The 23,774-nt window shown below is 69.7% G+C and carries 24 protein-coding genes; 16 read left to right on the top strand and 8 right to left on the bottom strand.

Annotated elements, in window-relative coordinates:
* Positions 1–54: 54 nt before the first annotated feature.
* Positions 55–969, top strand: coding sequence for a D-alanine--D-alanine ligase (locus tag M0R80_12785; GenBank protein ID MCK9460506.1), 915 nt, complete (start codon positions 55–57; stop codon positions 967–969).
* Positions 970–1,062: 93 nt separating this feature from the next.
* Here the strand turns inward: M0R80_12785 and M0R80_12780 are convergent, their stop codons facing one another.
* The gene (locus tag M0R80_12780; GenBank protein MCK9460505.1) at positions 1,063–3,588 is read right to left on the bottom strand and encodes a sodium-translocating pyrophosphatase; all 2,526 of its coding nucleotides are present in this window, start codon (positions 3,586–3,588) and stop codon (positions 1,063–1,065) included.
* Positions 3,589–3,807: 219 nt separating this feature from the next.
* Between M0R80_12780 and M0R80_12775 the strand changes: the two genes are divergently transcribed.
* From M0R80_12775 to M0R80_12765, 3 genes are all read left to right on the top strand, one after another.
* A complete protein-coding gene (locus tag M0R80_12775) occupies positions 3,808–5,559 on the top strand; it encodes a YgiQ family radical SAM protein (protein MCK9460504.1) in 1,752 nt (583 codons plus the stop codon).
* A gap of 55 nt (positions 5,560–5,614) precedes the next feature.
* Positions 5,615–6,364, top strand: coding sequence for a hypothetical protein (locus M0R80_12770; GenBank protein ID MCK9460503.1), 750 nt, complete (start codon positions 5,615–5,617; stop codon positions 6,362–6,364).
* A gap of 169 nt (positions 6,365–6,533) precedes the next feature.
* A complete protein-coding gene (locus tag M0R80_12765) occupies positions 6,534–8,651 on the top strand; it encodes a S9 family peptidase (GenBank protein ID MCK9460502.1) in 2,118 nt (705 codons plus the stop codon).
* Between the two features lie 107 nt (positions 8,652–8,758).
* Here the strand turns inward: M0R80_12765 and M0R80_12760 are convergent, their stop codons facing one another.
* On the bottom strand, positions 8,759–9,280 hold the full coding sequence (locus M0R80_12760) for a hypothetical protein (GenBank protein ID MCK9460501.1): 522 nt from the start codon (positions 9,278–9,280) through the stop codon (positions 8,759–8,761).
* A 143-nt stretch (positions 9,281–9,423) separates the two neighbouring features.
* Between M0R80_12760 and M0R80_12755 the strand changes: the two genes are divergently transcribed.
* Genes M0R80_12755 through tadA form a run of 3 tightly spaced genes read left to right on the top strand, consistent with a single transcriptional unit; the run spans position 9,424 to position 10,504 of the window.
* The gene (locus M0R80_12755) at positions 9,424–9,663 is read left to right on the top strand and encodes a ribbon-helix-helix protein, CopG family (protein ID MCK9460500.1); all 240 of its coding nucleotides are present in this window, start codon (positions 9,424–9,426) and stop codon (positions 9,661–9,663) included.
* The gene (locus M0R80_12750; GenBank protein ID MCK9460499.1) at positions 9,654–10,040 is read left to right on the top strand and encodes a type II toxin-antitoxin system VapC family toxin; all 387 of its coding nucleotides are present in this window, start codon (positions 9,654–9,656) and stop codon (positions 10,038–10,040) included. The genes M0R80_12755 and M0R80_12750 overlap by 10 nt, the downstream gene beginning before the upstream one ends.
* Complete coding sequence (gene tadA / locus M0R80_12745) at positions 10,037–10,504, top strand: tRNA adenosine(34) deaminase TadA (GenBank protein MCK9460498.1); 468 nt, start codon at positions 10,037–10,039, stop codon at positions 10,502–10,504. Before M0R80_12750 ends, tadA begins: the two co-directional genes overlap by 4 nt.
* Before the next feature lie 22 nt (positions 10,505–10,526).
* Here the strand turns inward: tadA and M0R80_12740 are convergent, their stop codons facing one another.
* The gene (locus M0R80_12740) at positions 10,527–11,594 is read right to left on the bottom strand and encodes a hypothetical protein (GenBank protein MCK9460497.1); all 1,068 of its coding nucleotides are present in this window, start codon (positions 11,592–11,594) and stop codon (positions 10,527–10,529) included.
* Positions 11,595–11,797: 203 nt separating this feature from the next.
* Between M0R80_12740 and M0R80_12735 the strand changes: the two genes are divergently transcribed.
* A complete protein-coding gene (locus M0R80_12735; GenBank protein MCK9460496.1) occupies positions 11,798–12,082 on the top strand; it encodes an HU family DNA-binding protein in 285 nt (94 codons plus the stop codon).
* A gap of 7 nt (positions 12,083–12,089) precedes the next feature.
* On the opposite strand, the gene M0R80_12730 is transcribed toward M0R80_12735, so the two are convergent.
* Positions 12,090–12,635 carry a cob(I)yrinic acid a,c-diamide adenosyltransferase gene (locus M0R80_12730; GenBank protein MCK9460495.1) on the bottom strand — a complete coding sequence of 182 codons (546 nt, stop codon included), beginning with the start codon at positions 12,633–12,635 and terminating at the stop codon, positions 12,090–12,092.
* Between the two features lie 63 nt (positions 12,636–12,698).
* Here M0R80_12730 and xerD point away from each other — a divergent pair, with 63 nt between their 5' ends.
* Complete coding sequence (gene xerD, locus M0R80_12725) at positions 12,699–13,589, top strand: site-specific tyrosine recombinase XerD (protein MCK9460494.1); 891 nt, start codon at positions 12,699–12,701, stop codon at positions 13,587–13,589.
* An 18-nt stretch (positions 13,590–13,607) separates the two neighbouring features.
* On the top strand, positions 13,608–14,888 hold the full coding sequence (locus M0R80_12720) for a glucose-6-phosphate isomerase (GenBank protein ID MCK9460493.1): 1,281 nt from the start codon (positions 13,608–13,610) through the stop codon (positions 14,886–14,888).
* 15 nt (positions 14,889–14,903) lie between these two features.
* Here M0R80_12720 and M0R80_12715 read toward each other — a convergent pair whose 3' ends face one another.
* The gene (locus M0R80_12715; GenBank protein ID MCK9460492.1) at positions 14,904–15,587 is read right to left on the bottom strand and encodes a hypothetical protein; all 684 of its coding nucleotides are present in this window, start codon (positions 15,585–15,587) and stop codon (positions 14,904–14,906) included.
* A gap of 141 nt (positions 15,588–15,728) precedes the next feature.
* On the opposite strand from M0R80_12715, the gene M0R80_12710 reads away from it, so the two are divergent.
* Both M0R80_12710 and M0R80_12705 read left to right on the top strand, forming a co-directional pair.
* The gene (locus M0R80_12710; GenBank protein ID MCK9460491.1) at positions 15,729–16,535 is read left to right on the top strand and encodes a hypothetical protein; all 807 of its coding nucleotides are present in this window, start codon (positions 15,729–15,731) and stop codon (positions 16,533–16,535) included.
* Positions 16,536–16,557: 22 nt separating this feature from the next.
* A complete protein-coding gene (locus M0R80_12705) occupies positions 16,558–17,598 on the top strand; it encodes a hypothetical protein (protein ID MCK9460490.1) in 1,041 nt (346 codons plus the stop codon).
* Here M0R80_12705 and M0R80_12700 read toward each other — a convergent pair.
* Positions 17,547–18,098: a hypothetical protein gene (locus tag M0R80_12700; protein ID MCK9460489.1), complete on the bottom strand. Its 552-nt coding sequence runs from the start codon at positions 18,096–18,098 to the stop codon at positions 17,547–17,549. The two genes, M0R80_12705 and M0R80_12700, sit on opposite strands and share 52 nt — an antisense overlap.
* The gene (locus M0R80_12695; protein ID MCK9460488.1) at positions 18,098–20,029 is read right to left on the bottom strand and encodes a protein kinase; all 1,932 of its coding nucleotides are present in this window, start codon (positions 20,027–20,029) and stop codon (positions 18,098–18,100) included. The genes M0R80_12700 and M0R80_12695 overlap by 1 nt, the downstream gene beginning before the upstream one ends.
* 293 nt (positions 20,030–20,322) lie before the next feature.
* Between M0R80_12695 and M0R80_12690 the strand changes: the two genes are divergently transcribed.
* From M0R80_12690 to M0R80_12680, 3 genes are all read left to right on the top strand, one after another.
* The gene (locus M0R80_12690) at positions 20,323–20,973 is read left to right on the top strand and encodes a hypothetical protein (protein MCK9460487.1); all 651 of its coding nucleotides are present in this window, start codon (positions 20,323–20,325) and stop codon (positions 20,971–20,973) included.
* 110 nt (positions 20,974–21,083) lie between these two features.
* Complete coding sequence (locus M0R80_12685; GenBank protein ID MCK9460486.1) at positions 21,084–21,725, top strand: SRPBCC family protein; 642 nt, start codon at positions 21,084–21,086, stop codon at positions 21,723–21,725.
* 66 nt (positions 21,726–21,791) lie between these two features.
* Positions 21,792–22,358 (top strand): dual specificity protein phosphatase family protein, encoded by a 567-nt coding sequence (locus M0R80_12680; GenBank protein ID MCK9460485.1) that lies wholly within the window; start codon positions 21,792–21,794, stop codon positions 22,356–22,358.
* Between the two features lies 1 nt (position 22,359).
* Here M0R80_12680 and M0R80_12675 read toward each other — a convergent pair whose 3' ends face one another.
* A complete protein-coding gene (locus M0R80_12675) occupies positions 22,360–22,812 on the bottom strand; it encodes a hypothetical protein (GenBank protein ID MCK9460484.1) in 453 nt (150 codons plus the stop codon).
* A gap of 46 nt (positions 22,813–22,858) precedes the next feature.
* On the opposite strand from M0R80_12675, the gene M0R80_12670 reads away from it, so the two are divergent.
* Positions 22,859–23,774, top strand: a 916-nt coding sequence (locus M0R80_12670) for a hypothetical protein (GenBank protein MCK9460483.1), incomplete at its 3' end; no start/stop codon positions are given.

Genomic DNA, 23,774 nt, shown 5'->3' with positions numbered 1-23,774 from the left:
TCCGTTCTGTACATTCGGGATGCGCGCGCCTCCCGCGGCGCGGCGGAGGGTTCCATGAAGTACAGTCGGGTGGGCGTGATCATGGGCGGCTGGTCCGCGGAGGGCGGGGTTTCCCTGAACAGCGGCGCGGCGGTCGCCGACGGGCTCGAGGCGTCGGGCTACACGGTCGTCCGGATCGACGCGACGCGCGAGCTTCCCGCCCAGATCCGGGCCGCCCGCGTCGACGCGGTGTTCATCGCCCTGCACGGGCGGTGGGGCGAGGACGGCACGGTGCAGGGGATGCTCGAGGTGATGGGCATCCCGTACACCGGCTCCCCTCCTCTCGCCTCGGCGCTCGCCATGGACAAGGAGCGCACGCGGGAGCTGCTCGCCGCAGCGGGCGTGCCGGTCGCGAAGGGCGCAATCCTCAGGCGCGGCAGCGCGCCCGAGCTGCCGAAGGGGCTCGCCTTGCCGGTAGTGGTCAAGCCCGCGACCGAGGGCTCGTCGGTCGGGGTCACGATCGTCCACGACCTCGGCGAGTACCCGGCGGCGCTCGAGAGCGCGTGGCGCTGCGCCGATCGCGCGGTGATCGAAACGTACATCGCGGGGATCGAGATCAACACGGCGATCCTGGACGGCGCCGTGCTCGGCAGCGTCGAGATCGAGCCGCACGCCGAGTTCTACGACTACGAGGCGAAGTACGGCCCGGGCGGATCCTCGCACCACGTCCCGCCGCGGGTGCCGCGATCGCGGGTCGCCCCGGTCGAGGCCGCGGCCGTCGCGGCCTACGCGGCGCTCGGATGCGCCGGCGCCGCGCGGGTGGACCTCATCTCGCCGGAGGGCGCGCCGCCCGTCGTGCTCGAGGTGAACACCATCCCCGGGATGACCAACATGAGCCTCCTGCCCGAGATCGCGAAGCACGCGGGGATCGAGTTCCCGCAGCTGGTCTCAAGGATTGTCGAGGGGGCGAAGCTGCATGTGGGACAATGACAGAAGTGGGACAGCGGAGACCTGTGGGACAGGTGGGAATGCGCGTCACCGGTCCTACCTGTCCCGGTAGTCCCAGTTGTCCTACTCTTCGTTTTACTCCGACTTCATCGACTTGATGCGCATCGTGTAGAACGAGCGCCACACGAAGACCGCGGAGATCACGAAGAAGACGGCCGCGAGGCCGGTCGTCAGGTTGCTCCGCCCGGCGTCGTTCAGCCCGACCGCCATCTCGACCGCGAGCAGGCCGAACAGCGTCGTGAACTTGATGATCGGGTTGAGCGCGACGGAGCTCGTGTCCTTGTAGGGATCGCCGACCGTGTCGCCGACCACGCTCGCCTCGTGCAGCGCCGAGCCCTTGCCGTTGCCCTCGGCCGCGAGCTCCTTGCTCGTCTCGACGATCTTCTTGGCGTTGTCCCACGCGCCGCCCGCGTTCGCCATGAACACGGCCTGGTAGAGGCCGAAGATGGCGATCGCGATCAGGTACCCGATGAAGAAGTACGGCTCCACGCACGCGAAGGCGAGCGTGGCGAAGAACACGGCGAGGAAGATGTTCCACATCCCCTTCTGCGCGTACTGCGTGCAGATCGCGACGACCTTCTTGCTGTCCTCGGTCGACGCCTTCTCGGCGCCGTCCAGCTTCATGTTGCGCTTGATGAACTCGACCGCCTTGTAGGCGCCCGCGACGACCGCCTGGATGGAGGCGCCGGTGAACCAGTAGATCATGGCGCCGCCGGTGACGAGGCCGAGCACGAACGGCGCGTAGGTGAGCGACAGCTTCATCACCGCCGCCGTGTCCGTGAGCCCCTCGGTCAGCGCCATGATGATGGAGAAGATCATCGTCGTGGCGCCGACGACCGCGGTGCCGATGAGCACGGGCTTGGCCGTGGCCTTGAACGTGTTGCCCGCGCCGTCGTTCTCCTCGAGCAGCTCCTTGGCGATCTCGAAGTTGACGTCGAACCCGTAGGTCTTCTTGAGCTCCTCCTTGCTGTTGGGCTGCGTCTCGATGAGGGAGAGCTCGTAGATCGACTGGGCGTTGTCGGTCACCGGTCCGTAGGAGTCGACCGCGATCGTGACCGGGCCCATGCCCAGGAAGCCGAACGCCACGAGGCCGAACGCGAACACCGCGGCCATCGTGCTGCCGATGATGGGGTCGCCGGAGAGCGCGGCGTCGAGCCCCATGCCGCTGACGAGGTACGCGACCGCCATCAGGGCGACTATCACCATGCCGAGCCAATAGCCGGAGAAGTTGCCGGCCACGAGGCCGGAGAGGATGTTGAGCGACGCGCCGCCCTCCTTGGAGGAGTTGACGACCTCCTGGACGTGCTTGGAGTGCACGGAGGTGAACACCTTGACCATCTCGGGGATGAGGGCGCCGGCGGCCGTGCCGCAGGAGATGATCAGCGACAGCTGCCACCACAGGTCGCCGTTGCCCTTGATCGCCGGGAACTCCGCGTTGCCCGGGCCGATGAGCAGGTACGACAGGAGGAAGGTGACGCCGATGGAGACTATCGACGTGATGAAGACGAGCGTGGTGAGCGGCACCTCGTAGTTGAACTTCACGGCGTTGCCGTACCTGGGCCGGGCGATCAGCAGGTCGTTCAGGAAGTAGCTGAAGATGGAGGTGGCGATCATCGCCACGCGCATCGCGAAGATCCAGACGAGCAGCTGGACCTGGATCTGTGCGTCGGCGACCGCGAGCATGATGAAGGTGATGAGCGCCACGCCGGTGACGCCGTACGTCTCGAAACCGTCGGCGGTCGGGCCGACCGAGTCGCCCGCGTTGTCGCCGGTGCAGTCCGCGATCACGCCCGGGTTGCGCGCGTCGTCCTCTTTCACCTTGAACACGATCTTCATCAGGTCGGAGCCGATGTCCGCGATCTTGGTGAAGATGCCGCCCGCGATGCGCAGGGCGGACGCGCCGAGCGACTCGCCGATGGCGAAGCCGATGAAGCACGGCCCCGCGAGATCCGACGGGAGGAAGAGCATGATGATGAGCATGATGATGAGCTCGGTGGAGATGAGCAGCGTGCCTATCGACATGCCGGACTTGAGCGGGATGCCGTAGCAGGGGTAGCCCTTGCCCGCGAGCGAGGCGAAGGCGGTGCGGCTGTTCGCGAAGGTGTTGATCCGGATGCCGAACCAGGCCACGCCGTACGAGCCGAGGATGCCGACCACGCTGAACGCCAGGATGACGAGGACGTTCGAGAACGGCATCCCGTGGCCGATCACCTCCTTGGTGGCCGGATCTTCGACCGGCGTCACGAAGCCGAAGTACGCGACGATGATCGCGCCGATGAGCACCTCGAGCATCAGGAGGAACTTGCCCTGCTGGAGCAGGTACGTCTTGCACGTCTCGAAGATCAGCTCGGACATCTCGAGCATCGACTTGTGCACCGGCAGCTTCTTCACGCTGACGAAAACGAAGATGCCGAACGCGAACCCGACGAGGCACACCGCGATACCCCAGATCAGGAGGTCGTGCCCCGACAGGCCGAAGAAGGTCATGGCGGTTTCCGTGTTCGTGAGGTCCGGCAGCTTGAGGTTGGCCTCGCTGGCGTTCGCGAGGGGCGCGAGCAGCAGCGCCGCGAGAGAGGTCGCGATTGCGGCCAAGCGCGGCATCAGGCGACCGAACGATCCAACGCGATCGACATCTTTGATCATGACGCCCTTCCCTTCGTTGTCTCCCTGAATCACTCAAGTCCAGGGATAGTACGAACCGCCCAAGAACCATCCCCCCGGCGCGATTTATGCCATTTCCGTTCATGGGCGCGCAACGGTTTGCGCACCTCGGGCGATGATTTTTTTTCCGGATCCTCGCGCCATGCGTCGCCAGGCGGTATGTTTCGCCTCGTGGCGCCGCTCCAACCCACGCACCTCCCCATGTCTCGTGCCGAGATGGACTCCCTCGGCTGGCGCGAGATCGACGTGCTGCTCGTGACCGGCGACGCCTACTTCGACCACCCGAGCCACGGCGCCGCGGCCGTCGGGCGGGCCCTCGTCGCCGCGGGGTTCCGCACCGGGATCGTCGCGCGCCCCGACTGGCGCTCCAAGGAGCCGTTCGCCGCCCTCGGGCGACCGGCGCTGTTCGCCGGGATCACGGCCGGCGCGGTCGACTCGACGCTCAACAACAGGACCGCCGACTTAAGGCTCCGGCGCACGGACTCCTACGCGCCGGGCGGCGCCGGCATGGGCCGGCCGGACCTGGCGACGCTCGTGTACGCGAACCGGGTGCGCGAGGCGTTCCCCGGGCTGCCGATCGTCCTCGGCGGCGTGGAGGCGAGCTGCCGCCGCTTCGCGTACTTCGACTACCTGAGCCGATCGATCCGGCGCTCCGTCCTCGTCGACTCGCGGGCGGATCTCCTCGTCTACGGCCCGGGCGAGCGGCAGGCCGTCGAGATCGCCGCGCGCCTCGCCGCCGGGACGAGCCCGCTCGGCATCCCCGGCACCGCGCGGATCGTCCGAGCCTCCGTCGACCCGCCGATCGGCGCGGCGGACGTCGAGCTGCCGACCTTCGCGGCGCTCATCGAGAGCCCGTCGTCGCTCGTCGCACAGGCCGCCCTCCTCGAGCGCTGCGCCGGTCCCGGCTTCCTCGGGCGGACCGTGCAGGCCTACCCGGAGGGGCTCGTCCTGTGCGAGCCGCCGGCGCGCTATCGGCCGGACGACCTCGACCGGGCCTACGAGCTGCCGTTCTCCCGCACGGCGCACCCCGCCTACCGGGAGCCGATCCCGGCGCTCGAGACCGTGCGCTGGTCGGTCGTCTCGCACCGCGGCTGTCCGGGCGGCTGCAGCTTCTGCGCCCTCGCCGCGCACCAGGGGCGGGCCGTCGTCGCGCGGAGCGGAGGCTCCATCGAGGCAGAGATCCGCGAGCTCGCGCGGCGCGATCGTTTCCGCGGAACGATCACGGACGTCGGCGGGCCGACCGCGAACGCCTACTCGGCCCGGCCCCGCGACGAGCGCCCGTGCCTGCGCTGCGAGCGCCCCTCCTGCCTGCACCCGGAGATCTGCGGGAACCTCTCGAGGGACCACGGCCCGCTGCTCGATCTGCTCGACGATCTCCGCGCGCTGCCGGGGGTGAAGCGCGTGCTGCTGGCGAGCGGCATCCGCCACGACCTCGCGCTCGCGGATCCGCGGTTCGTCGACGCCGTCGCGGCGGCGCACACGGGCGGCCACCTCAAGGTCGCGCCGGAGCACGTCGCCCCGCGGGTCCTCGCGCGGATGCGCAAGCCGGCGATCGGCGCCTTCGAGGAGTTCGAGCGGCGCTTCCTCGAGGCGAGCCGGCGCGCGGGCAAGGAGCAGTACCTCGTGCCGTACTTCGTCTCCGGCTTCCCGGGCTGCTCGCCGAGGGAGGCGGACGCCGCCGGGGACTGGCTCCGCCGCCGGGGCCAGCGCCTGGAGCAGGTGCAGAGCTTCATCCCGCTGCCGGGGACCCTCGCGGCGGCGATCTACGCGTGCGGCGTCGACGAGCGCGGCGAAACCGTCGACGTCCCGGGGGTCGCCGAGCGCACCCGGCAGAAGAGGATCCTGCTCGCCGGCGGCACGGCCCGCGCCGAGAAGAGACCTCCCAAGCCGCGTCCCCGGCGCGGGAAATGAATTCCGTCCGTCCGAATGCGCTCCCTGCACTTGAAAAGAAGAGAAAGGAAAGACGATGGCTCGACACACCTCGAAGTTTTTCGCGCTCACCGCGGCGGCGGCGATCGCGCTCGCCGCGCCGATCGGCTGTGAGGACGAAGGCGGCTCGAACGGCTCCGATTCGGATTCGGATTCGGATTCGGACTCCGACTCCGACTCGGACTCCGATTCCGACACGGACTCCGATTCCGACTCGGACTCCGACACCGACTTCGGGCTCTGCCACCTCGCGTGCAGCGACACGGCCACGTGCGTCCCGATCGACGCCATCGCCACCCAGACCGCCGACAACTGGTCGTGCGCGCCGGGGTACTGCGAGTGGCTCGGCTGCCTGGACACCGCGGAGTGCCAGGAGGCGTTCCCGGCCGTGGCGAGCATCGTCTGCAACACCGCCGCCTCGACGCCGACCTGCACGCTGCCGTGCTCGGTCGCGGGCGACTGCGCGCAGGCCGGCAAGCCGCTGTTCGACGCGAACAACTGGACCTGCGAGTCGAACTTCTGCGTTTGGGCCGGGTGCGCCACAACCGCGGAGTGCCAGGAGGCGTTCCCGGAGACCGAGCTCGTCTGCGCCGAGTACTCGGATCCGCCGATCTGCGCGCCGCCCTGCTCCGCCCCGTCGGACTGCGTGCCCGACGACGCGGTCGACCTGTTCGAGGAGGAGAACTGGGCGTGCACCGGCGGCGCCTGCGAGCACCTCGGCTGTCTGTCCACCGAGGAGTGCGCCAGCTCGAGCCACGGCCCCGACTCGATCTGCGTCTTCGACTGACCGACCGAGTCCCGACCCAATCTGGAGTCGAGGCCGCGCGACGGGGCTGACTCCCCGAACGCTTGCAGGGGAGTCTGCCCCCGAGCAGGCCGATGGTCGGGATTGGCTCTCTCGGCACCATCCGGTATAAAGCCGTGACCGAAAACGCATCTTTCCGAGGAGATCGTCCATGGATCGCAAGCGAACCTCCACCGCACTCTTCGCCGTCATCGCGTCGCTCCTCGCCGGCGCCGCCGCCGCAGCCGCACCGCGCACCCTCACGGTCGAGGACCTGTACCGCCTCGGCCGGGTCGGCGGCCTCGAGCCGTCGCCGAGCGCGGAGCTCGTCGCGTTCACGGTCAAGCGCTTCGACATGGAGGCGAACCGGGGCGTGTCGCACGTCTGGATCGCGGATCTCGCCTCGGGCGCGGTGCGGCAGCTCACCTCCGGAGACAAGTCGGACTTCGCGCCGCGCTGGCTCCCGGACGGCCGGCTCGCGTTCCTCTCCGCGCGGTCGGAGCCGGTGCAGGTCTTCGCGATCGCCGTCGACGGCGGCGAGGCGCAGCAGCTGACGCACCTGCCCGTGGGCATCGACAACTTCGCGGTCTCGAAGGACGGCAGGAGCCTCGCGGCGGTGATCCAGGTGTTCCCCTCGTGCGACACGCTCGCGTGCACGGCGCAGCGGGCGGCGGAGATCGACGGCGGCAAGGTCAAGGCGCGCGTCTACGACAAGCTGCCGATCCGCGTCTGGGACACCTGGCTGGACGCGCGGCGCGGCCACGTCTTCTGGGTGCCGCTCGCCGGCGGGGAGCCCCGCGATCTCACCCCGGGCGAGCTCCGCACTCCGCCTATCGACCTCGGCGGGCGGATGGATCTTTCGATCGCGCCGGACGGCTCCGAGGTCGCGTTCACGGCCAACGTCACCCGGAACCCGGCGTGGAACACGAACAACGACGTCTTCGCGGTCCCGACGGCGGGCGGCGTTCCGCAGAACATTACGGGCGCGAACGCGGCCTGCGACGCCGAGCCGATCCACTCGCCGGACGGCGCGTACATCGCCTACCTGACCATGACGCGCCCGGGCTTCGAGGCAGATCGCCGCGTGCTCGTGCTCTACGACCGCAAGTCGAAGAAGCGCATCCCGCTCACCGACTCGCTCGACAGCTCGGTCAGCGCCTTCTCGTGGGCGCCGAGCTCGCGGTACATCGTGTTCACGGCCCAGGAGCGCGGCCGGGAGTCCGTGTACAAGGTCTCGGTGCCGTCCGGGGTGGTGACGAGGCTCGTGGCCGCGGGGATGAACGCCGACGCGTTCGTCTCGGCCGACGGCGGGCGGCTCGTCTTCCTGCGCCAGACCGCGACGCGCCCCACGGAGGTGTGGGTCGCCGACTCGTCCGGCGCGAAGGCGCGCCAGCTCAGCCACGTCAACGACGGCGCGCTCGCCGGCATCGAGATGGGCGCGCTGGAGGAGTTCGAGTTCGCGGGCGCCGGCGGCGACAAGGTGCACGGGTTCCTGCTCAAGCCGCCCGGCTTCGACCCGAAGAAGAAGTACCCGCTCCTCCTCCTCGTCCACGGCGGCCCGCAGGGCGCGTTCGGCGACGAGTTCCACTTTCGGTGGAACCTGCAGATGTTCGCGACGCCGGGCTTCGTCGTCGCGGCGATCAACTTCCACGGCTCGACCGGGTACGGCCAGGCGTTCACCGACTCCATCAGCGGCGACTGGGGCGGCAAGCCGTACGACGACCTCGTGAAGGGGATCGACTTCCTCGTGGGGAAGCACCCCTTCATCGACGGCGGGAACGTCTCCGCGGCCGGCGCGTCGTACGGCGGGTTCATGATCAACTGGATGCTCGGGCACACGGACCGGTTCCGCAGCCTCGTGTCGCACGACGGCGTCTTCAACCAGATCTCCATGTACGGCTCCACCGAGGAGCTCTGGTTCCCGGAGTGGGAGTACAAGGGCACGCCTTGGGACGCGCCGGAGCTGTACGCCAAGCACAACCCGGTGGATCACGTCGGGAAGTTCAAGACGCCGACGCTCGTGGTCCACGGGGAGAACGACTTCCGCGTCCCGTACGGCCAGGGGCTCGAGCTGTTCACCGCGCTCCAGCGCAAGGGCGTCGAGTCCAAGCTGCTCCTCTTCCCGGACGAGAACCACTTCGTGCAGCGGCCGCAGAACGCGCGCCTGTGGTGGAACACCGTGCTCGAATGGCTGGCGTCGCACGCGAAGCTGAAGTGGACGCCGCCCGGGAAGACGGCCGCGCCGGCGGCGAAGAAGCCCGGGAAGCAGAAGAAGAAGATCGCCGGTTGACCCCCCTCATCCCCGCCCCTTCTCCCGTGGGGAGAAGGGAGCAGCTCATTCAGGCGTCGGAACTTGTTGCCTCCCTCTCCCGCCGGGAGAGGGACCGAGGGTGAGGGCTAGATCTCCAGCGGCAGCGGGAGCTTCACGAGCACGCCAAGCTCGCCGATCGTCGGCTCGTCCGGGTTGCCGAACAGGAACCCGACGCGCCCGTACACCGAGAGGAAGGCGACCGTCGCGACGATCCCGGCGCGCACCCCGTGGTACCACTCCTCGGCGTACCGCTCGACGAGGTAGCCGAGCTCCACGCCGCCGAACATCATGCCGAACTCCGGGCCGGCGCAGAACCGGTACGTGCCGCTCGAGTCGTCCCACAGGCCGTCCACGAAGCCGCCGCCCCACATCATCCGCGTGTTCTCGAGGTAGACGAGGCTCGCCTCGCCGCCGATGAGGTAGCTGTTCTCGTACTCGTCGTGCAGCGCGAGCCCGACGTTGACGCCGACCGGCACGAACCACCCCTCGGGAAGGAAGTCCAGGTCCTCGTTGACCGCCTTCGCGTCCGCCGGCGCCGCGACGAGCGCGGCCCCGAGCGCCAACGCGAGCCCGGCGACGACCAACGGCGTGGAATACGTCTTCAGCATCTCCTCTGAATGTATTGGACACCCGGACCGCGCTCAAATTCCAGGTGAAAATCCGAAAATCAGTGCGCCGCCGCCGCGGTGCACCACCACCTGCCGCGTGGCGCCGTGTTGACATGCATGTGCATGCAGTTTATCTTGATGGCATGAGAACCACGGTGGAAATCGACGACAAGCAACGGGCAGAGCTGCTGCGCATCGCCGCGGAGCGCGGGCTGAAGGGCTTCTCTGACATCGTGAGGGAGGCCCTCTCCGAGTATCTCAGCGAGGACACTTCCCGCACGGCCCGCATCAACGCCGCCCTCGGGCGGCGCAGCTCCTTGTCCGCCAAGGAGGCGGATGACCTCGCTTCCCGGACGCAGGCGATCCGCGAGCAATGGCGATGATCGTCGCGGACACGGACGTCCTCATCGAGTTTCTTCGAGGGCGCGATCCGTTCGCCGAGCGCGTCGCCGTCGAAATTCGACGCGGCTTGGCCACGACGGCCGTGACCGCCTTCGAGCTCCTCGCCGGGGCGCACACGACGCGTCAGAACAGGGCGGTGACGGATCTGCTCGACGGGCTGACCGTGTTGGCCCTCAACACCCCCGCCGCCGCCAGCGCGGCGCAGGTCCGAAGAACTCTGGAGAAGTCTGGCGTCGGAATCGGGATGGCCGACTCTCTCATCGCCGGCATCTGCCTGTCCTGCGAAGCGGCGCTGCTCACCGGGAACGTGAAGCACTTCTCCCGCGTGCCGGAGCTCGTCCTCGAGAGGAACCCATGACCTCCGAGCACGACATGTGGATGGGCCTGGCGCTCGATCTCGCACGCGAGGCGGCGGCCAGCAGAGAGGTGCCGGTCGGCGCGGTCGTCGTCAAGGACGGCCGCGTGATCGGGCGCGGCGCGAACCGGCGCGAGGCGGACCAGGACCCGGTCGCGCACGCCGAGATCCTCGCCATCGCCGAGGCGGCGAACGCCGTCGGGCACTGGCGGCTCGAGGGCACGACGCTGTACGCCACGCTCGAGCCGTGCCCGATGTGCGCCGGCGCGATCCTGAACGCCAGGATCCCGCTGTTGGTCTACGGCTGCGACGATCCCAAGGCGGGCGCGGTCCGCTCGCTCTTCACGCTGCTCGACGATCCGCGGCTGAACCACCGCTGCGAGATCGTCGCCGGGGTGCGCGCGGCCGAGTGCGCCGCGATCCTCACGGAGTTCTTCGAGGGGTTGCGAGCGCAGGGAAAGAAGTAGCGGCGGACCTGCGTGTCCGCCGTCACTCCACCACCGTCTCGCAGCCGAACGACGCGTGGATCCACGAGACGACGCCCCACTTGTAGTCCTCGCACAGGCCGGGGCACAGCTCGATGGTGTCCTCGTCGGCCCAGTGCCAGCCGCCGGGGTTCGCGCAGCCCTCGCTGAACGGCGCGATCTCGCCCTCCACGAGGAGGTTCACGAGCCCCGGATCCTGCGACACGCCCTCGCCGAGCGACTCCCAGTCCACATCGAAGACGCACTCCGTGTTCGCCGCCGCGATCTCCTGGAGCGCCGCGGTCATCTCCGCCGCGCCGTCCTCCGTCTGCGCCGGGTAGTAGTCGCCGGTGCCGCCGTACGCCGCCACGTCGCCGAGCACCTCGTCCCACTCCGACCACACGCCGCCGAGCCCGATAACGTAGGTATCGACCCCCCAGTTGTCGTGGTACTCGATCACGACCGAGTAGGTGCCGACGTCGTCGAGACAGGAGCGCGGATCGACGCACGTCGTGTCGGTCCAGGTGCACGTCGAGCAGTCGTACATCGAGCTCTGCGAGCAGTTCGGCGCGCCGTCGGTCGCGAGGATCACGAACCTGTCGTCTTCGCCCTCGAGCGCCACGACGTACTCGAAGCCGCGGGCGAGCGCGGCGGCGGTCGGCGTGCCGTAGCCGACGGGGCCGGACTCGGTCATCGCGGCCTCGATCGCCAGGGAGGTCGCCGGCCCGACGGGGACGATCGGCTCGGGCGCTGGCGCGCCGCAGACGACGTCGAGCTCCGGGTACATGAGCAGGCCGAACTCGATCTGGTAGTCGAGCTGCGCGGTGATCGCGACGAGCGCCTCGGCGCAGGCGTCCCACGGCGAGACCGGCAGCCCGTAGCCCATGCTCGCGGACCTGTCGAGGACGACGAGCGCGCGGGGCGGGTGGCCGGCGACCGGGAAGTCGACGCCGTCGCACTCGTCGACGCCCGCGTCGTCTCCCGCGTCGGGCTCGCCGCCGTCCGACGCCGCCTCCGAACGGCGGTCGCCTTCGTGCGATATGCACGCCGGCAGCGCGGCGAACGCGAGCAACGGGAATATTCCAAACCGCATCGTCGTTTCTCCGCGCCTCTCGAGGATTTCCAAACGTAGCACGGGCCGTGCCGACACCGGACGGAATGTGCACGGAAGCGCGCGCCGAGCGAGTTTTCAACTTGACAGCGACTGCGAATCAACGAACCTATCTACCATTGAGAAACGAGCTGTGTTGCGGCCGCGCCGCGGTGCAACACCCCCATCGAAGAAAGGAAGCCAAGATGACGAAAGCCGAACTGATCGACGTGATCGCGAGCTCCAAGAGCCTCCCCGAAGGCCTGACGAAGAAGGCCGTCGCCGCGGTGTTCGACACCGCGTTCGACGAGATCCGCAAGTCCGTGAAGAAGGAAGGCAAGCTGACCGTCCCGGGGTTCGGCACCTTCACGAAGAAGAAGCGCGCCGCCCGCGAGGGCCGCAACCCGCAGACCGGCGAGTCCATCAAGATCAAGGCGTCCACGACGATGACGTTCCGCCCGGCCAAGGATCTCAAGGAGTTCTTCGCGTAGGTCGCTCTCAGCGCTCGATGCCGTCCCGGGCCGCGAGCCCGGAGGACGCGTACGGGTGCTTCACCTCCCGCATCTCGGTCACGAGGTCCGCCCTGGCGACGAGCTCCTGCGGGGCCCAGCGCCCGGTGCACACGAGCTCGAGCCCCGGCGGCCTCGCGTCCGCGACGTCGAGGAGCGCCGCGAGCGGGATCAGCCGGAAGTGCACCGCGGTCGTCGCCTCGTCGAGCACGACGACCTCGTAGCGCCCCGACCGCATCGCCGCGACGCACCGCTCGAGGCCGTGGCGCGCGCGCGCCGCGTCCGCGGGATCGGGCTCGGCGCGCCACGCGATGCACTCGCTCGTGCCGAACTGCTCGACCTCGATGCCGCCGCCGAGCGCCGCTGCGGCCGCGAGCTCGCCGTACGGGTACCCCTTCATGAACTGCCCGATGTAGACCCTGAGCCCGTGCCCGGCCGCCCGGAGCGCGAGGCCGAACGCGGCGGTCGTCTTCCCCTTCCCGTCCCCCGTGTAGACCTGCAGGCAGCCGCGCGGCCAGCCCTCGTTCGCGCGCATCGAGACCCTCCTCCCCGCCGCAGAAAACTCGGCGGTCCGCACCGCGGATGTTAGCATACCCGCGTGAGCGAGCTCGCCCCACTCGTCGACGCGTTCCTCGACCACCTCAAGGTCGAGCGCGCGCTGTCGCCGCGGACCGTCTCCGCCTACGCGACGGATATCGCGGCCTTCGCGGCGCACGTCGAGCGCGGCGGCGCGGAGGCCCTGGACATCACGCCGGAGATCGTGTCCGCGCACCTCGTCGAGCTCTCCAGGCGCGGCATCTCGAGGCGCTCCCAGGCCCGCGCCCTCTCGGCGCTGCGGGGGCTCTTCCGCTACCTCGTGGAGGCGAAGCTGATCGAGAGCGATCCCGCGGTCGAGGTGGACGCCCCCAAGACGCTCCGGCCGCTGCCCGTCGTGCTGAACCGGGAGGAGATCGTGCTGCTGCTCGACACGCCCGATCTGTCGACCGCGCGCGGCCTGCGCGACGCGACGATGCTCCACACGATGTACGCGGCCGGCCTGCGCGTGTCGGAGCTCGTCTCGCTCCGCCTCGCGGATCTCGATCTCGAGGCGGGCTTCCTGGCGGTGACCGGCAAGGGCGAGAAGCGGCGCGTGATCCCCCTCGGCGAGTGGGCGATCGCCTTCCTGCGCCGGTACCTCTCGCACGTGCGGCCGCAGTGGGCGACCCCCGGCGAGGCGGCGGTGTTCGTCACGAGCTGGCGCAGGCGGATGACGCGGCAGTCGTTCTGGCTGATCGTGAAGCGCACCGCCCGGGCGGCCGGGATCGCGAAGCCCCTGAGCCCGCACAAGCTGCGCCACTCCTTCGCGAGCCACCTCCTCGACGGCGGCGCGGACCTGCGGTCTGTGCAGGCGATGCTCGGCCACGTGGACATCTCGACGACTCAGATATACACCCATGTCTCGTCGGCCAGGATCGCCGAGGTCCACCGCGAGAAGCACCCGCGCGGGTGATCCGAAAGAGGTGACGCGATGAACGACAAGCCGCTGCTCACGCTCGATCTGTCCCACGCCGAGGGCGTCCCGCTCGACGCGGCCGCCACGGACATCCGAAAGGCGCGGGAGACGCTGGAGTCCGGCTCCGGACCGGGCTCGGGCATGCTCGGCTGGCTCGAGCTCCCGCGCCGCCAGACCGCGGCCGAGATCGCCCGCATCCGGGAGCTCGCCGCGCGGCTCCGCACCCTCGACGCCCTGGTGGTCGTCGGGATCGGCGGGTCGTACCTCGGCGCCGCGGCCGTGATGCGCGCCCTGACCGGCCCGTTCGAGCCGGCCTTCCCCGTGCTGTTCGCCGGCCACCACCTCGACGCGGACTACTACCGGCGGCTCCTCGCGCACCTCAGCGGCAAGCGCTACGGCGTGAACGTCATCTCCAAGAGCGGCGGCACGACGGAGCCGTCGATCGCGTTCCGGCTGCTCTGGGGCGATCTCGCGCGGCGCTTCGACGCGGCCGCCCTCCGCGATCTCGTCGTCATCACAACGGGCAAGAGCCCGAGCGGCCTGAAGCGCTTCCAGGAGGAGTACGGGCTCGACATGCTCGAGGTCCCGCCCGACGTAGGAGGCCGGTTCAGCGTCCTCTCCCCGGTCGGGCTGCTGCCGATCGCCGCGGCCGGGCACGACGTCGGGGAGCTGCTCGACGGCGCCCGCGAGGCGCTCGCGCTGGTCCGCGATCCCGAGCGGAACGACCTCGCGTCGAACCCGGCGCTCGCCTACGCCGCGTTCCGGCTCGCCGCGTACCGCGCGGGCAAGAAGATCGAGGTGCTCTCGAGCTCGACGCCGCGCCTCTCGCTCCTCGCCGAGTGGTGGAAGCAGCTCTACGGCGAGTCCGAGGGCAAGGGCGGCAAGGGGCTCTTCCCGGCCGCGATGAGCCTCACGACGGATCTGCACTCGCTCGGCCAGTGGATGCAGGACGGCGAGCGCGTGGTGTGCGAGACCGCCCTCGACGTCGTCGAAGGCGCGGCGCTCGACGTACCGCCCATCGCCGGAAACATTGACGGGCTCGGCTACCTCGACGGGATGCCGGTGCACCGGGTCGATCGCGCGGCGCTCCACGCGACGCTCGCGGCCCACCGCGACGGGGGCGTCCCGTGCCTGCGGATGGAGATCCCGCGGATCGACGCGCGCACGGTCGGCTTCCTGCTCTACTTCTTCGAGTACGCGTGCGGCGTGTCGGCCTACGCCCTCGGCGTCAACCCGTTCGATCAGCCCGGCGTCGAGGCCTACAAGAAGAACATGAAGGCGCTCTTGGCCCGCTGAGCCCCGCGCGGCCCCCTACTCGTCGTAGTACTCGCACTCGCCGACCTCGGACATGCAGTCGACCGTGCAGTCGCAGATCACGGCGCCCTCGCAGATGCCTCCCTCGCCGCAGTCCGCGTCGACGAAGCAGGCCGGCTGGGTCGTGATCACGTGGCACGTGTCTTCGTCGCCGAGCTCGAGGCAGGCGTAGTCCTCGGCGCACGGGTCCGGCTCGACGGAGGCGTCGCAGCAGCCCGACGACGACGGCAGGCAGGTGCCGGGCTGGTCCTCCGATTCGCAATCCACGCCGCAGGGGCAGACGAACGCGCCGACGCAGACGTCGGTGGGCACGCAGTCGTCCTGGCTCCAGCACGCGTCGTCGACGATCGGCTTGCAGACGCCGTTCAGGTCGATAGGGTTCGCCGGGTAGACGCACTCGGCACCATCCCCCGGGCACGGGCACTCCTCGTTGCAGCAGTTTTCCCCCAGATCGTCGCAGTCGGTGTCGGTGTCGGTGTCGGTGTCGGTGTCGGTGTCGCCATCCGTGTCCGTGTCGGAATCGGTGTCCGTGTCGGCATCCGTGTCCGTGTCCGAGTCCGTGTCCGAGTCCGTGTCGGTGTCCGTGTCCGACCCGCCGGTGCCGTCGTCGTCGTCGCACGCGGGCACCGCGAAGAGCGCGAGCAAGAGGCCGAGCCCCACATTCCTCAGTCCGTCTGACATGTTGACCCCTCCTTCGTTCAAGTCGCGCCGCGTCGCCGCGCCGCGCATATCCTGTCTCCTTGGGGGCACCGGGGACGTGCGAGCGACAGATAAATCGACCGGGCCTTGATCGGCCCTGCGCCGGCGTACTAGAAGAACCCCATGCGACTTCCATCCCGTTTCGCCGCGCTCGCCGCCGGTCTCGCCCTCGCGGCGTGCGGCGGCACCTCGCCAACCGGGGCCGAGGGAGAGCCCCCGCAGGCCCTCTCCCAGCCCGGGGAAGCGCCGCGAGCGGACCCCGTCCGGGACGCCGACGCCGGGGCCGGCGCTCTCGCCCTGCCCGCGAAGCCCGCGGCGCCCGAGCGGCTCGAGATCGCGCTCGGCGGCGTCGAGGCGCTGTCGCTCGTCGAGCTCCTGGCGCCGGGCCAGAAGCGCGGCCAGGGGACGGTCCAGCTCGTCGGAAAGATCACGGTCTCGATCACCAACCCGGCGGCGGCGCCGGTGCGGCTCGTCCACATGAACCCGGCGAACCTCGTCTTCACGCGGGTGGCTTCGGGCGCCCGCTTCTCCCTCCTCCACCCGTGCGATCCCGGGCTGCTGGTCGGCTCGACCGGGGAACCTATCAAGGTGCCGAGGGACGGAGAGCTCGCGACCGAGGGGAACACCGTGTTCACGCTCGGCCCGGGCGAGACCCGGACGTTCGAGATGGGCGACGATTGGGGCTGCTCCGGCGGACCCTGGAAGCCGGTCCCGGAGCCCGGCGAGTACCGCGTCGAGTACCGCATCCACAGGCTCCCCGAAGCGTGGCTCCCGCCCGAGCCACCCCCGGCCGGCGCGTCCATCCGCGACCGGCTGGAGGCCGCCCGGACCGCCCTCGCGGGCGAGGCGTTCTGGGAGGGCGCCTACCGCTCCGGTCCTGTCGACGTGACCTTCGGCAAGCCGACGATCCGGCGGTTGGACGCCGACTGAGGTCGGCGAAAGGGGTACGACAATGATGAAGTGCAGATCCGGTTTCACCTGGTACGCGGCGGCGCTCGCGATCGTTGCGCTGGCGCTCTCGGCACCCCGGGAGGCGGAGGCGAAGGGCGGCACCCACGCCACGGCGGTATCCACCTGGGACACGTCGGCCTCCTCGGTCGTGGCCGCGTTCCAGAACGGCTTCATGACCCCGGACGGCGGGCACCTGCGGATCGCGAGCTACCACGTGAACTTCTCGTCGACCTCGGGCAAGCTGAGCTCCCAGTTCGGGCTCCAGTACCTGAACTACGCCGAGACGAGCGACACCGATTCGTCGAACGGCATCGGCGGCACGGTGCTCGCGCAGTGGGCGATCCCGATGACGGATCGCTTCGAGAACGGGCTGCCGAAGGCGTCGTTCAACATCTTCTTCGGCGCGGCGCCCGCCGCCCTGATCAACGGGCAGTACAACTTCGTCACGATCCCGCTCGTGCTCGGGATCGGCATCCCGCTGTCGCCCGTGAAGTACATCAGCATCGTCCCGTGGGTGGAGTTCGCGCCGAGCCTGAACCTCGACACGCGCGTGAAGCCGTTCGAGGGCGCACTCACCGGCTACACCGTCGATCCCGAGAACCCCGAGCAGGTCAACCTGTCCCAGGACGACGTCGAAAAGATCCTCACCGACTCCGTCGAGATGGAGCTCAGCTTCGCGGCCAAGCTGCGGGGCGGGCTGACGTTCGTCGTGCACATGGGCGATCGCGCCGACCTCCAGATCATCGGCGCCGTCACGCGGGTGGGGAGCGGGGACAACAACAAGGCCGCCATCTTCGTCGGCGGGGGGCTCGCGTTCGCCTGGGATCGCCCCGTGCCCGCGGTGCTTCCCGTCGAGAGAAGGCTCGAAAACGAGAGCTGCGAGGCGATCGGGGCGCGCTACGACGTGTGCTACGGCCCGCCGAAGCCCGAAGAGACCCCGGCGCCGGATCCGACCGCCGTCGAGACGGGGGCCCAGTCGCCGGAGCCGGCTCAGCCCGAGCCGACCCCTCCGCCAGCGTCGGCCCCTTCACCCGCGCCGTAGCCGCTCTCCCGTCGCAGCCGGCGCAGCCTGATTCCGGCGGCGATCAGGCCGGCCGCGAGGACGACGATCGCGACGAGCGCGATGACGAGCACCACGCGGGTCATTCCGGCGGTCGCGCGGCTCACCTCGAGCGGCCCCACGCGCACCAGCGCGCCGGCGGCGTCCTCCTCACGGACGACGAACACGCGCACGTCCTCGGGGGAGGCGCCGGGCACCGCGGCGGCCACGACGTCGCGCAGCATCGCCGCGTCGGGGCCCGTGCCGCGGACGCGCACGACCGCGGTCGCCCCGGGCTCCGCGTCAGCGCGGGCGAGCAGCCCCCGCTCGGCGAGCCGCACGTGGACCCGCGCGGCGACCACGCCCGGAACGAGCTCGAGGGTCTTCCCGATCTCCGCGGCGACGGTCCGCTCGCGCTCGAGCCGCTCGTCCTCCAGGGACGGGACGAGCGCGCCGCTGACAATCGCAGCGAGGCCGGCGCACGCGAGCGAGGAGAACGTCATCAGTAGTCGACTTCGAACCACCACGACGCGGCCGTCTGCGGCGACGACGACGGCGGGAACTTGACGGAGCGGACGATCGATTCGCAGCAGCGCTTCATTCCGGAGCTGCCCTTTCCCCGGGCCGAGACGCCGATGACGCGCCCCTGGTTCCCGACGACGATCTCCATATCGACGCGGTTGGTCGAGCCGTCCAGGCACTGGAGGAACCGGCGAACGTTCCTGTCCATGGTGTTCTTGATGACCTCGGGCGTGAGCTGCTTCTGCCCCGCGTTGTTCGTCAGGCTGCCGAGATCGACGCCCGCCGCCATCGCCTCCTCGTAGGACATCCCCGGCACGAACTCGCCGCTTCCGCCGCCGCCGCTCTTGCCGCCGCCGCGACGCTTGCCGCCGCGGCCGCCCCCGGCTCCGGTGGGGTCGCTGCCGAGCTTGAGCTTGATCTCGCCGCTGTCGAGCTTCGCGATCATCTCGTCGCGGTCGAACTTCTTCTCCTCCCGCGGCTTGAGCGCGACGAAGTAGATGCCCAACGCGAGCCCGACCGCGCCCACCACGATCGCCGCGATCATCAGCTTGAACGCGGTCCCGCGCTTCTCGGCGCTCTCGGTCTTCCTGAGCGCGGCCGCCTCCTCCTCCGCCTTCTTCTTGATCCTGTACTTCTCGAGGACGTCCTCGAACTCGGGCCACGCCTTGAGCTTCTTGCGGACGCCGGTGTCCATGTTCAGGAGGTTGTGCTTGTACACGACCTCGCCGAGCATGATCATCTGGATGAGCTCGCGGTCGGTGAACGGACCGTGATCGAACTTGTCCTTCTGCACCATCCAGCGCGCGGCCTCGGACTTGCCGATGCTGCTCAGCACCGCGCCCATGTCGATGACCGACGCGCGCCCGCCGAGCAGGACGTCCCCGTCGGTGCCGAGATCGGTGGACGGCGGCACGGGGAGCCCCGGCGCCGAGAGCATCGGCCCCTTGGGCGGCGGCGGCTTCGGCGCGGTCGGAGAGGCGCTGAACGTCGGGACCGGCTGCTTGAACTTCGCGCCCGGCTCCGGCACGCCGATGCTGGCGAGGTCGACCTCGACGTCGATGCCGAGGTCGTCGTCGACCGCCCCCGCGACGGCCTGCGAGGTGGGCGTCTCGATCGCCTTGACCAGCGCCGAGATCGCCTCCTTCACCGCCTCGGCGGTCTCGTACCGCTGCATGGGATCCGCGGCCATGCAGCGCGCGATCACGGCGTCGACGTCCTTGCTGAAGCCGAGGGTGCTCGGCGCCCGCAGCGGACGGCGCGGCGGGGAGCCGGTGATCAACATGTAGAACAGCGCGCCTGCGGAGTAGATGTCGGAACGGGCCGTCGCCGTGCCCGGCTTGGAAATCACCTCGGGCGCCCAGAACGCGGACTCGTCCTTCTTGCGCCCCGGGTAGTTCGCGAGCCGCGTGCGGATCGTCGACAGCCCCCAGTCGCTCACCTTCACGCGACCCGAGGAGCTGACCATGATCGATCTCGGGCTGAGCGCGCCGTGGTAGGTCTTCTGGTGCGCGTAGGCCAGCGCGTTGCAGACGTGCCCGATGATGTTGTACGCGCCCTTGAACGAGAACCGCTTGCCGGCCTCGTTGCGCGCGGCGAGCAGCGTGGCGAGGTTGCGCCCCTCGACCCACTCCACCGAGACGTAGACGAGCCCCTTCTCCTCGACCCCCATGCCGAACGTGCTGCGGATGTTTCTGTGGGTGAGGGCCGACGCCTCCTTCACGCGGAGCCGCAGCCGATCGACATCCGCCTCGTCCGGGATCTCGTCGCGCCCGATGGCGCGCAGCGCGATCAGGTTGTTGTTCTTCGTGTCTCGCGCCTTGTACACGCGCCCGAGGTCGCCCTGTCCGACGGCCTGCTCGACCGCGAAGCGCCCCCCGATGATCGTCCCTTCCGCCAGTGTCTGTTGCGTCATTGCACCACTCCGCGGCTGACTACACCGTGGCACGGATGTCACGGTCTCGCCTGCACGACAGCTCGAAATCGACCTCGTCCGCAACGGTCCCGAGGCGCTTTACACCTCCGTAAAGCATGTATATAGCTTAAAAAATCTTGGATCCATAGCCCCTACGACGAAGGCGTGATACGCGAGAGGCACGCGGTTTGCACGGGGCTCGAGGGAGCGCCCGCCGCGGCGCGTTGCATTTCCGGTCGCGCGGCGCGTCTATCTTCGGTGGCTGAGGCTTGAGAGAACGGAGGGACGGACCCATGCTGGCTGCACGCATTTCGAAGCTCCTGACGGCAATCGCCATCGCCTGCGCGCTGTGCGGAGCCGCGGCCGACGCGAGCGCCGTGGAGTTCACGGACAAGGAGAAGGCCAAGCTCGCCGCCGGCAAGACCGTGAAGAAGCCGCTGCCGACGTCGGGCAACAGCGGCTTCTACGGCGGCACCGGGTACACGCTCATCAACGCCTCGCCGGAGGTGCTCTGGGCCGCGATCGAGGACTGGGGCTCGTACCCCAAGATCTACCCGAAGACCGTGGCGGTCACCGAGGTGTCGCGCAAGGGCGAGCAGTCGCTCATCCACATGGAGATGGGGCACGCCCTCATCCGCGCCGAGTACTACATGAGCATCGAGCGCGAGCGCGAGAAGTGGATGCTCTCCTTCCGCCTCGTGAAGAACCGCCCGCACGACATCGAGGACACGCGCGGGTACTGGCGCCTGTTCCCCCAGTCCGACGGCAAGACGCTCGTCGCGTACGTCGTCGCCACGCAGATCCCGATGGGGATCATCAACCTGCTCTCGCAGGACCTCATCGACAAGATCGAGCGCAACCTGCTCGGCGTGCCGAACGATCTCAAGGCGTGGATCGAGGGGCCGCACGGCAACCGTTACCGCACCGCCTTCGCCGCGAAGTAGCCCGCGGGCCGCGTCCCGTCATTATTCAAATAAAAGAGACGCCGTTTTTCGTTTACATCGACACCCCTCCCGGCAAGTCGAAACACCCGTCAACGAACGAGGAGAAGATCATGTCTTGGAGGGGATTGAAACCAGCGCTCGCGGCGGTCCTGTTCGGCCTCCTGTGGTCGACCACCGCGTCGGCCGTCGAGCTGTCGGACGGTGAGCGCAACGCGCTCGCGGCGGGCAAGACCGTGAAGAAACCGCTGCCGGGCTCGGGGCGGAACGGGTTCTTCGGCGGATCGGGCTACGCGCTCGTCGACGCCCCGGTGGACGAGGTCTGGGCGGCGGTCGGTGACTGGGGCTCGTACCACAAGATGTTCCCGAAGACCGTCGAGGTCCGCGAGGTCGCGCGCCGCGGCGAAACCTCGCTCGTCTACATGGAGCAGGGCCACCAGCTCCTGAGCGTCGCGTACCACGTCGAGGTCTCCCGCGACCCCGCGAAGAAGATGCTCTCCTTCAGCCTCGTCACGGACAGGCCGCACGACATCGAGGACACGCGCGGGTACTGGCGGCTCTTCCCGCAGGGCGAAGGCAAGACCCTCGTCGCGTACGTCGTCGCGGTGCGCGTCCCGATGGGGGTCGTCAACGTGCTGGGCGCCTCGATGTGCCGCAGGTTCGCCGCCGCGCTCCTCAACGTCCCGGGCTCGCTCAAGGAGTGGATGGAGGGCCCGAACGGGAACCGCTACCGCACGCTGAGCGCGCGCCGATAGCGCCCTCGGCTCACCTTTTCGAAAAGGCCGTTGCGCAAACGACCCTCATTTGTTTTGGATAGGGTCGTGCCGCGCCTTGTCATGTTCGGTCTCGTCGTCGCCCTCGCCGCGTGCGGGGCGCGCGACGGCCGGGGGAAGGAGGTCTCGAGCGTCATGCAGCGCGAGTTCTCGTGGGTGATCCAGGACAAGCTCGCCGGGATGCCCCGGCCCGGCCGCGGCGCCCCCGTCGATGCGGACGCCGAGTTCCTGAAGGAGAAGCGGATCACGCTCGTCGTGACGCTCACGGAGGCGCCGCTCCCCGCGCAGCCGTTCGCGAGCCGCGGCATCGCGCTCGTCCACATCCCGATGCGCGACTTCTCCGCGCCGTCGTCCGAAAGGCTCGCCGAGTTCGTCGGCCGCGCGTCGGCCCACATCGCCGGGGGCGGCCGCGTGGCGGTCCACTGCGCGTACGGGCTCGGCAGGACCGGGACCTTCCTCGCGGCGTACCTCGTCCACGAGGGCTCGACCGCGCGCGCAGCGGTCGCCCAGGTGCGGGACCTGCGGCCGGGCTCTATCGAAACCGCGTCGCAGGTCGCTGCGGTCCAGGCGTACGAGGCGTCCTTACGGGGGCCGGCGGACGGCGGGACGGAGTAGGTCAGTCCCCCTCGCCCCGGCCGCGCTCGAACCCGAACCCGATGCAGACCGCGGACAGCGCCAGCACCAGGGCGTCGCAGATCGCCCGAGCCCGGAGCGCGAGGACGAGCTTCGCGTCCGGCGCGGCCTCGGCCCCCAGGATCTGCCACGCGAGCCCACGGTGCTCGCCGAAGACGTCCACGAGGCTGCTCAGGCCGACGTACGCGACGACGGCGAACACCAGGCAGCGCCCGAGCGTGACCGGCCAGGACGCCCGGCAGATCCACGCGAGCACCCAGTTCACCGCGTAGAGCGCGGCCGCGACCGAGAGGCCGTCCGCGGCGGCCTCCACGGGGGCGCCGAGGTCGAGCGGGACGGACCGCGCGACGGCCCGCGCGTACAGCACGGCGGCGATCGCGGCGGCGATGCCCGAAATGGCGATGGTGATGCGGAAACGCGAACGGAAAGTGCCCATTTTTTTCTTGCACACTAATGCCAGGTGGTGATTCTGTCCATCAACGATGGCACGGAGAGAAGACGGAGACGACGGGAAAGACGCCCCCACCGGCAAGCCGAAAGGCGGCCGGGGCGAGGTCGTGAAGGTGCTCGTCCTGGCGCTCGTCTCCTTCCTCGCCGGTTTCGCGCTCGTCCTCGTGTTCCTGCGCCAGCCGTCGGACACCGCCGAGGACGAACCGCAACCCGCGGCGGCGGCGGCACCTGCGGCGACCCAGGCGGCGGAGCAACCCGCACCCTTGGCCCCGCCCCCGGCGACCGGCGGCTACGGCCCCCAGGACGCCGGCCCCGCGCCCGCGGCGGCCGGCGCCGCGAGCGAGGGCGACGCGCCCCCGGAGGTCCCGCCCGGCAAGACCCCCGACGGCATGGCGCTCGACGGCGAAGCGTTCTACCTCAAGTGCTGGGACGACGCCGGCGTGGAGCGGAAGGGCGCGGACTGCGACAGGCTCGAGGTCTTCGAGAAGCGCTTCTCGACGCGACTGTACGTCGTGGACAAGTGCCGCATCGAGGCCGCCTCGGCGAGCGCCGAGGGCAAGCTCAGCGTCGCCTCCGAGGTCGACTTCCAAGCCTCGAGGGTGAGCTTCTGGAACGCGCCCTCGACCGACTTGCCCAACGCGGCGCAGATCGGCTCGTGCCTGCGCGGCGCGCTCGCCGGGCTCCCCATCCAGGGGATCGAGCACAAGCACGCCCGGTATCGCATCTTCTTCACGATCCAGTTCGGCAAGGGCGCCGTGAAGAAGGTCGCGCAAGAGGCGAAGCCGGCCGACGCGAAGCCGACGGACGCACCGGCCGCCGGCAAGGGCAAGCTCGTCACGGTCACGAAGGACAAGGTCCGCGTGCGCAAGACGCCGGTCGACGGCGAGATCATCGGCAAGATCGGCCAGGGGAACCAGGTCCGCCTGCTCAAGCAGAAGGAGGGCTGGT

This window comes from Pseudomonadota bacterium (assembly GCA_023229365.1).
Classification (GTDB): Bacteria; Myxococcota_A; Polyangia; order JAAYKL01; family JAAYKL01; genus JALNZK01.
Note: the sequence above shows the minus strand (reverse complement) of the source record. Positions and strands in the feature narration are given on the sequence as shown.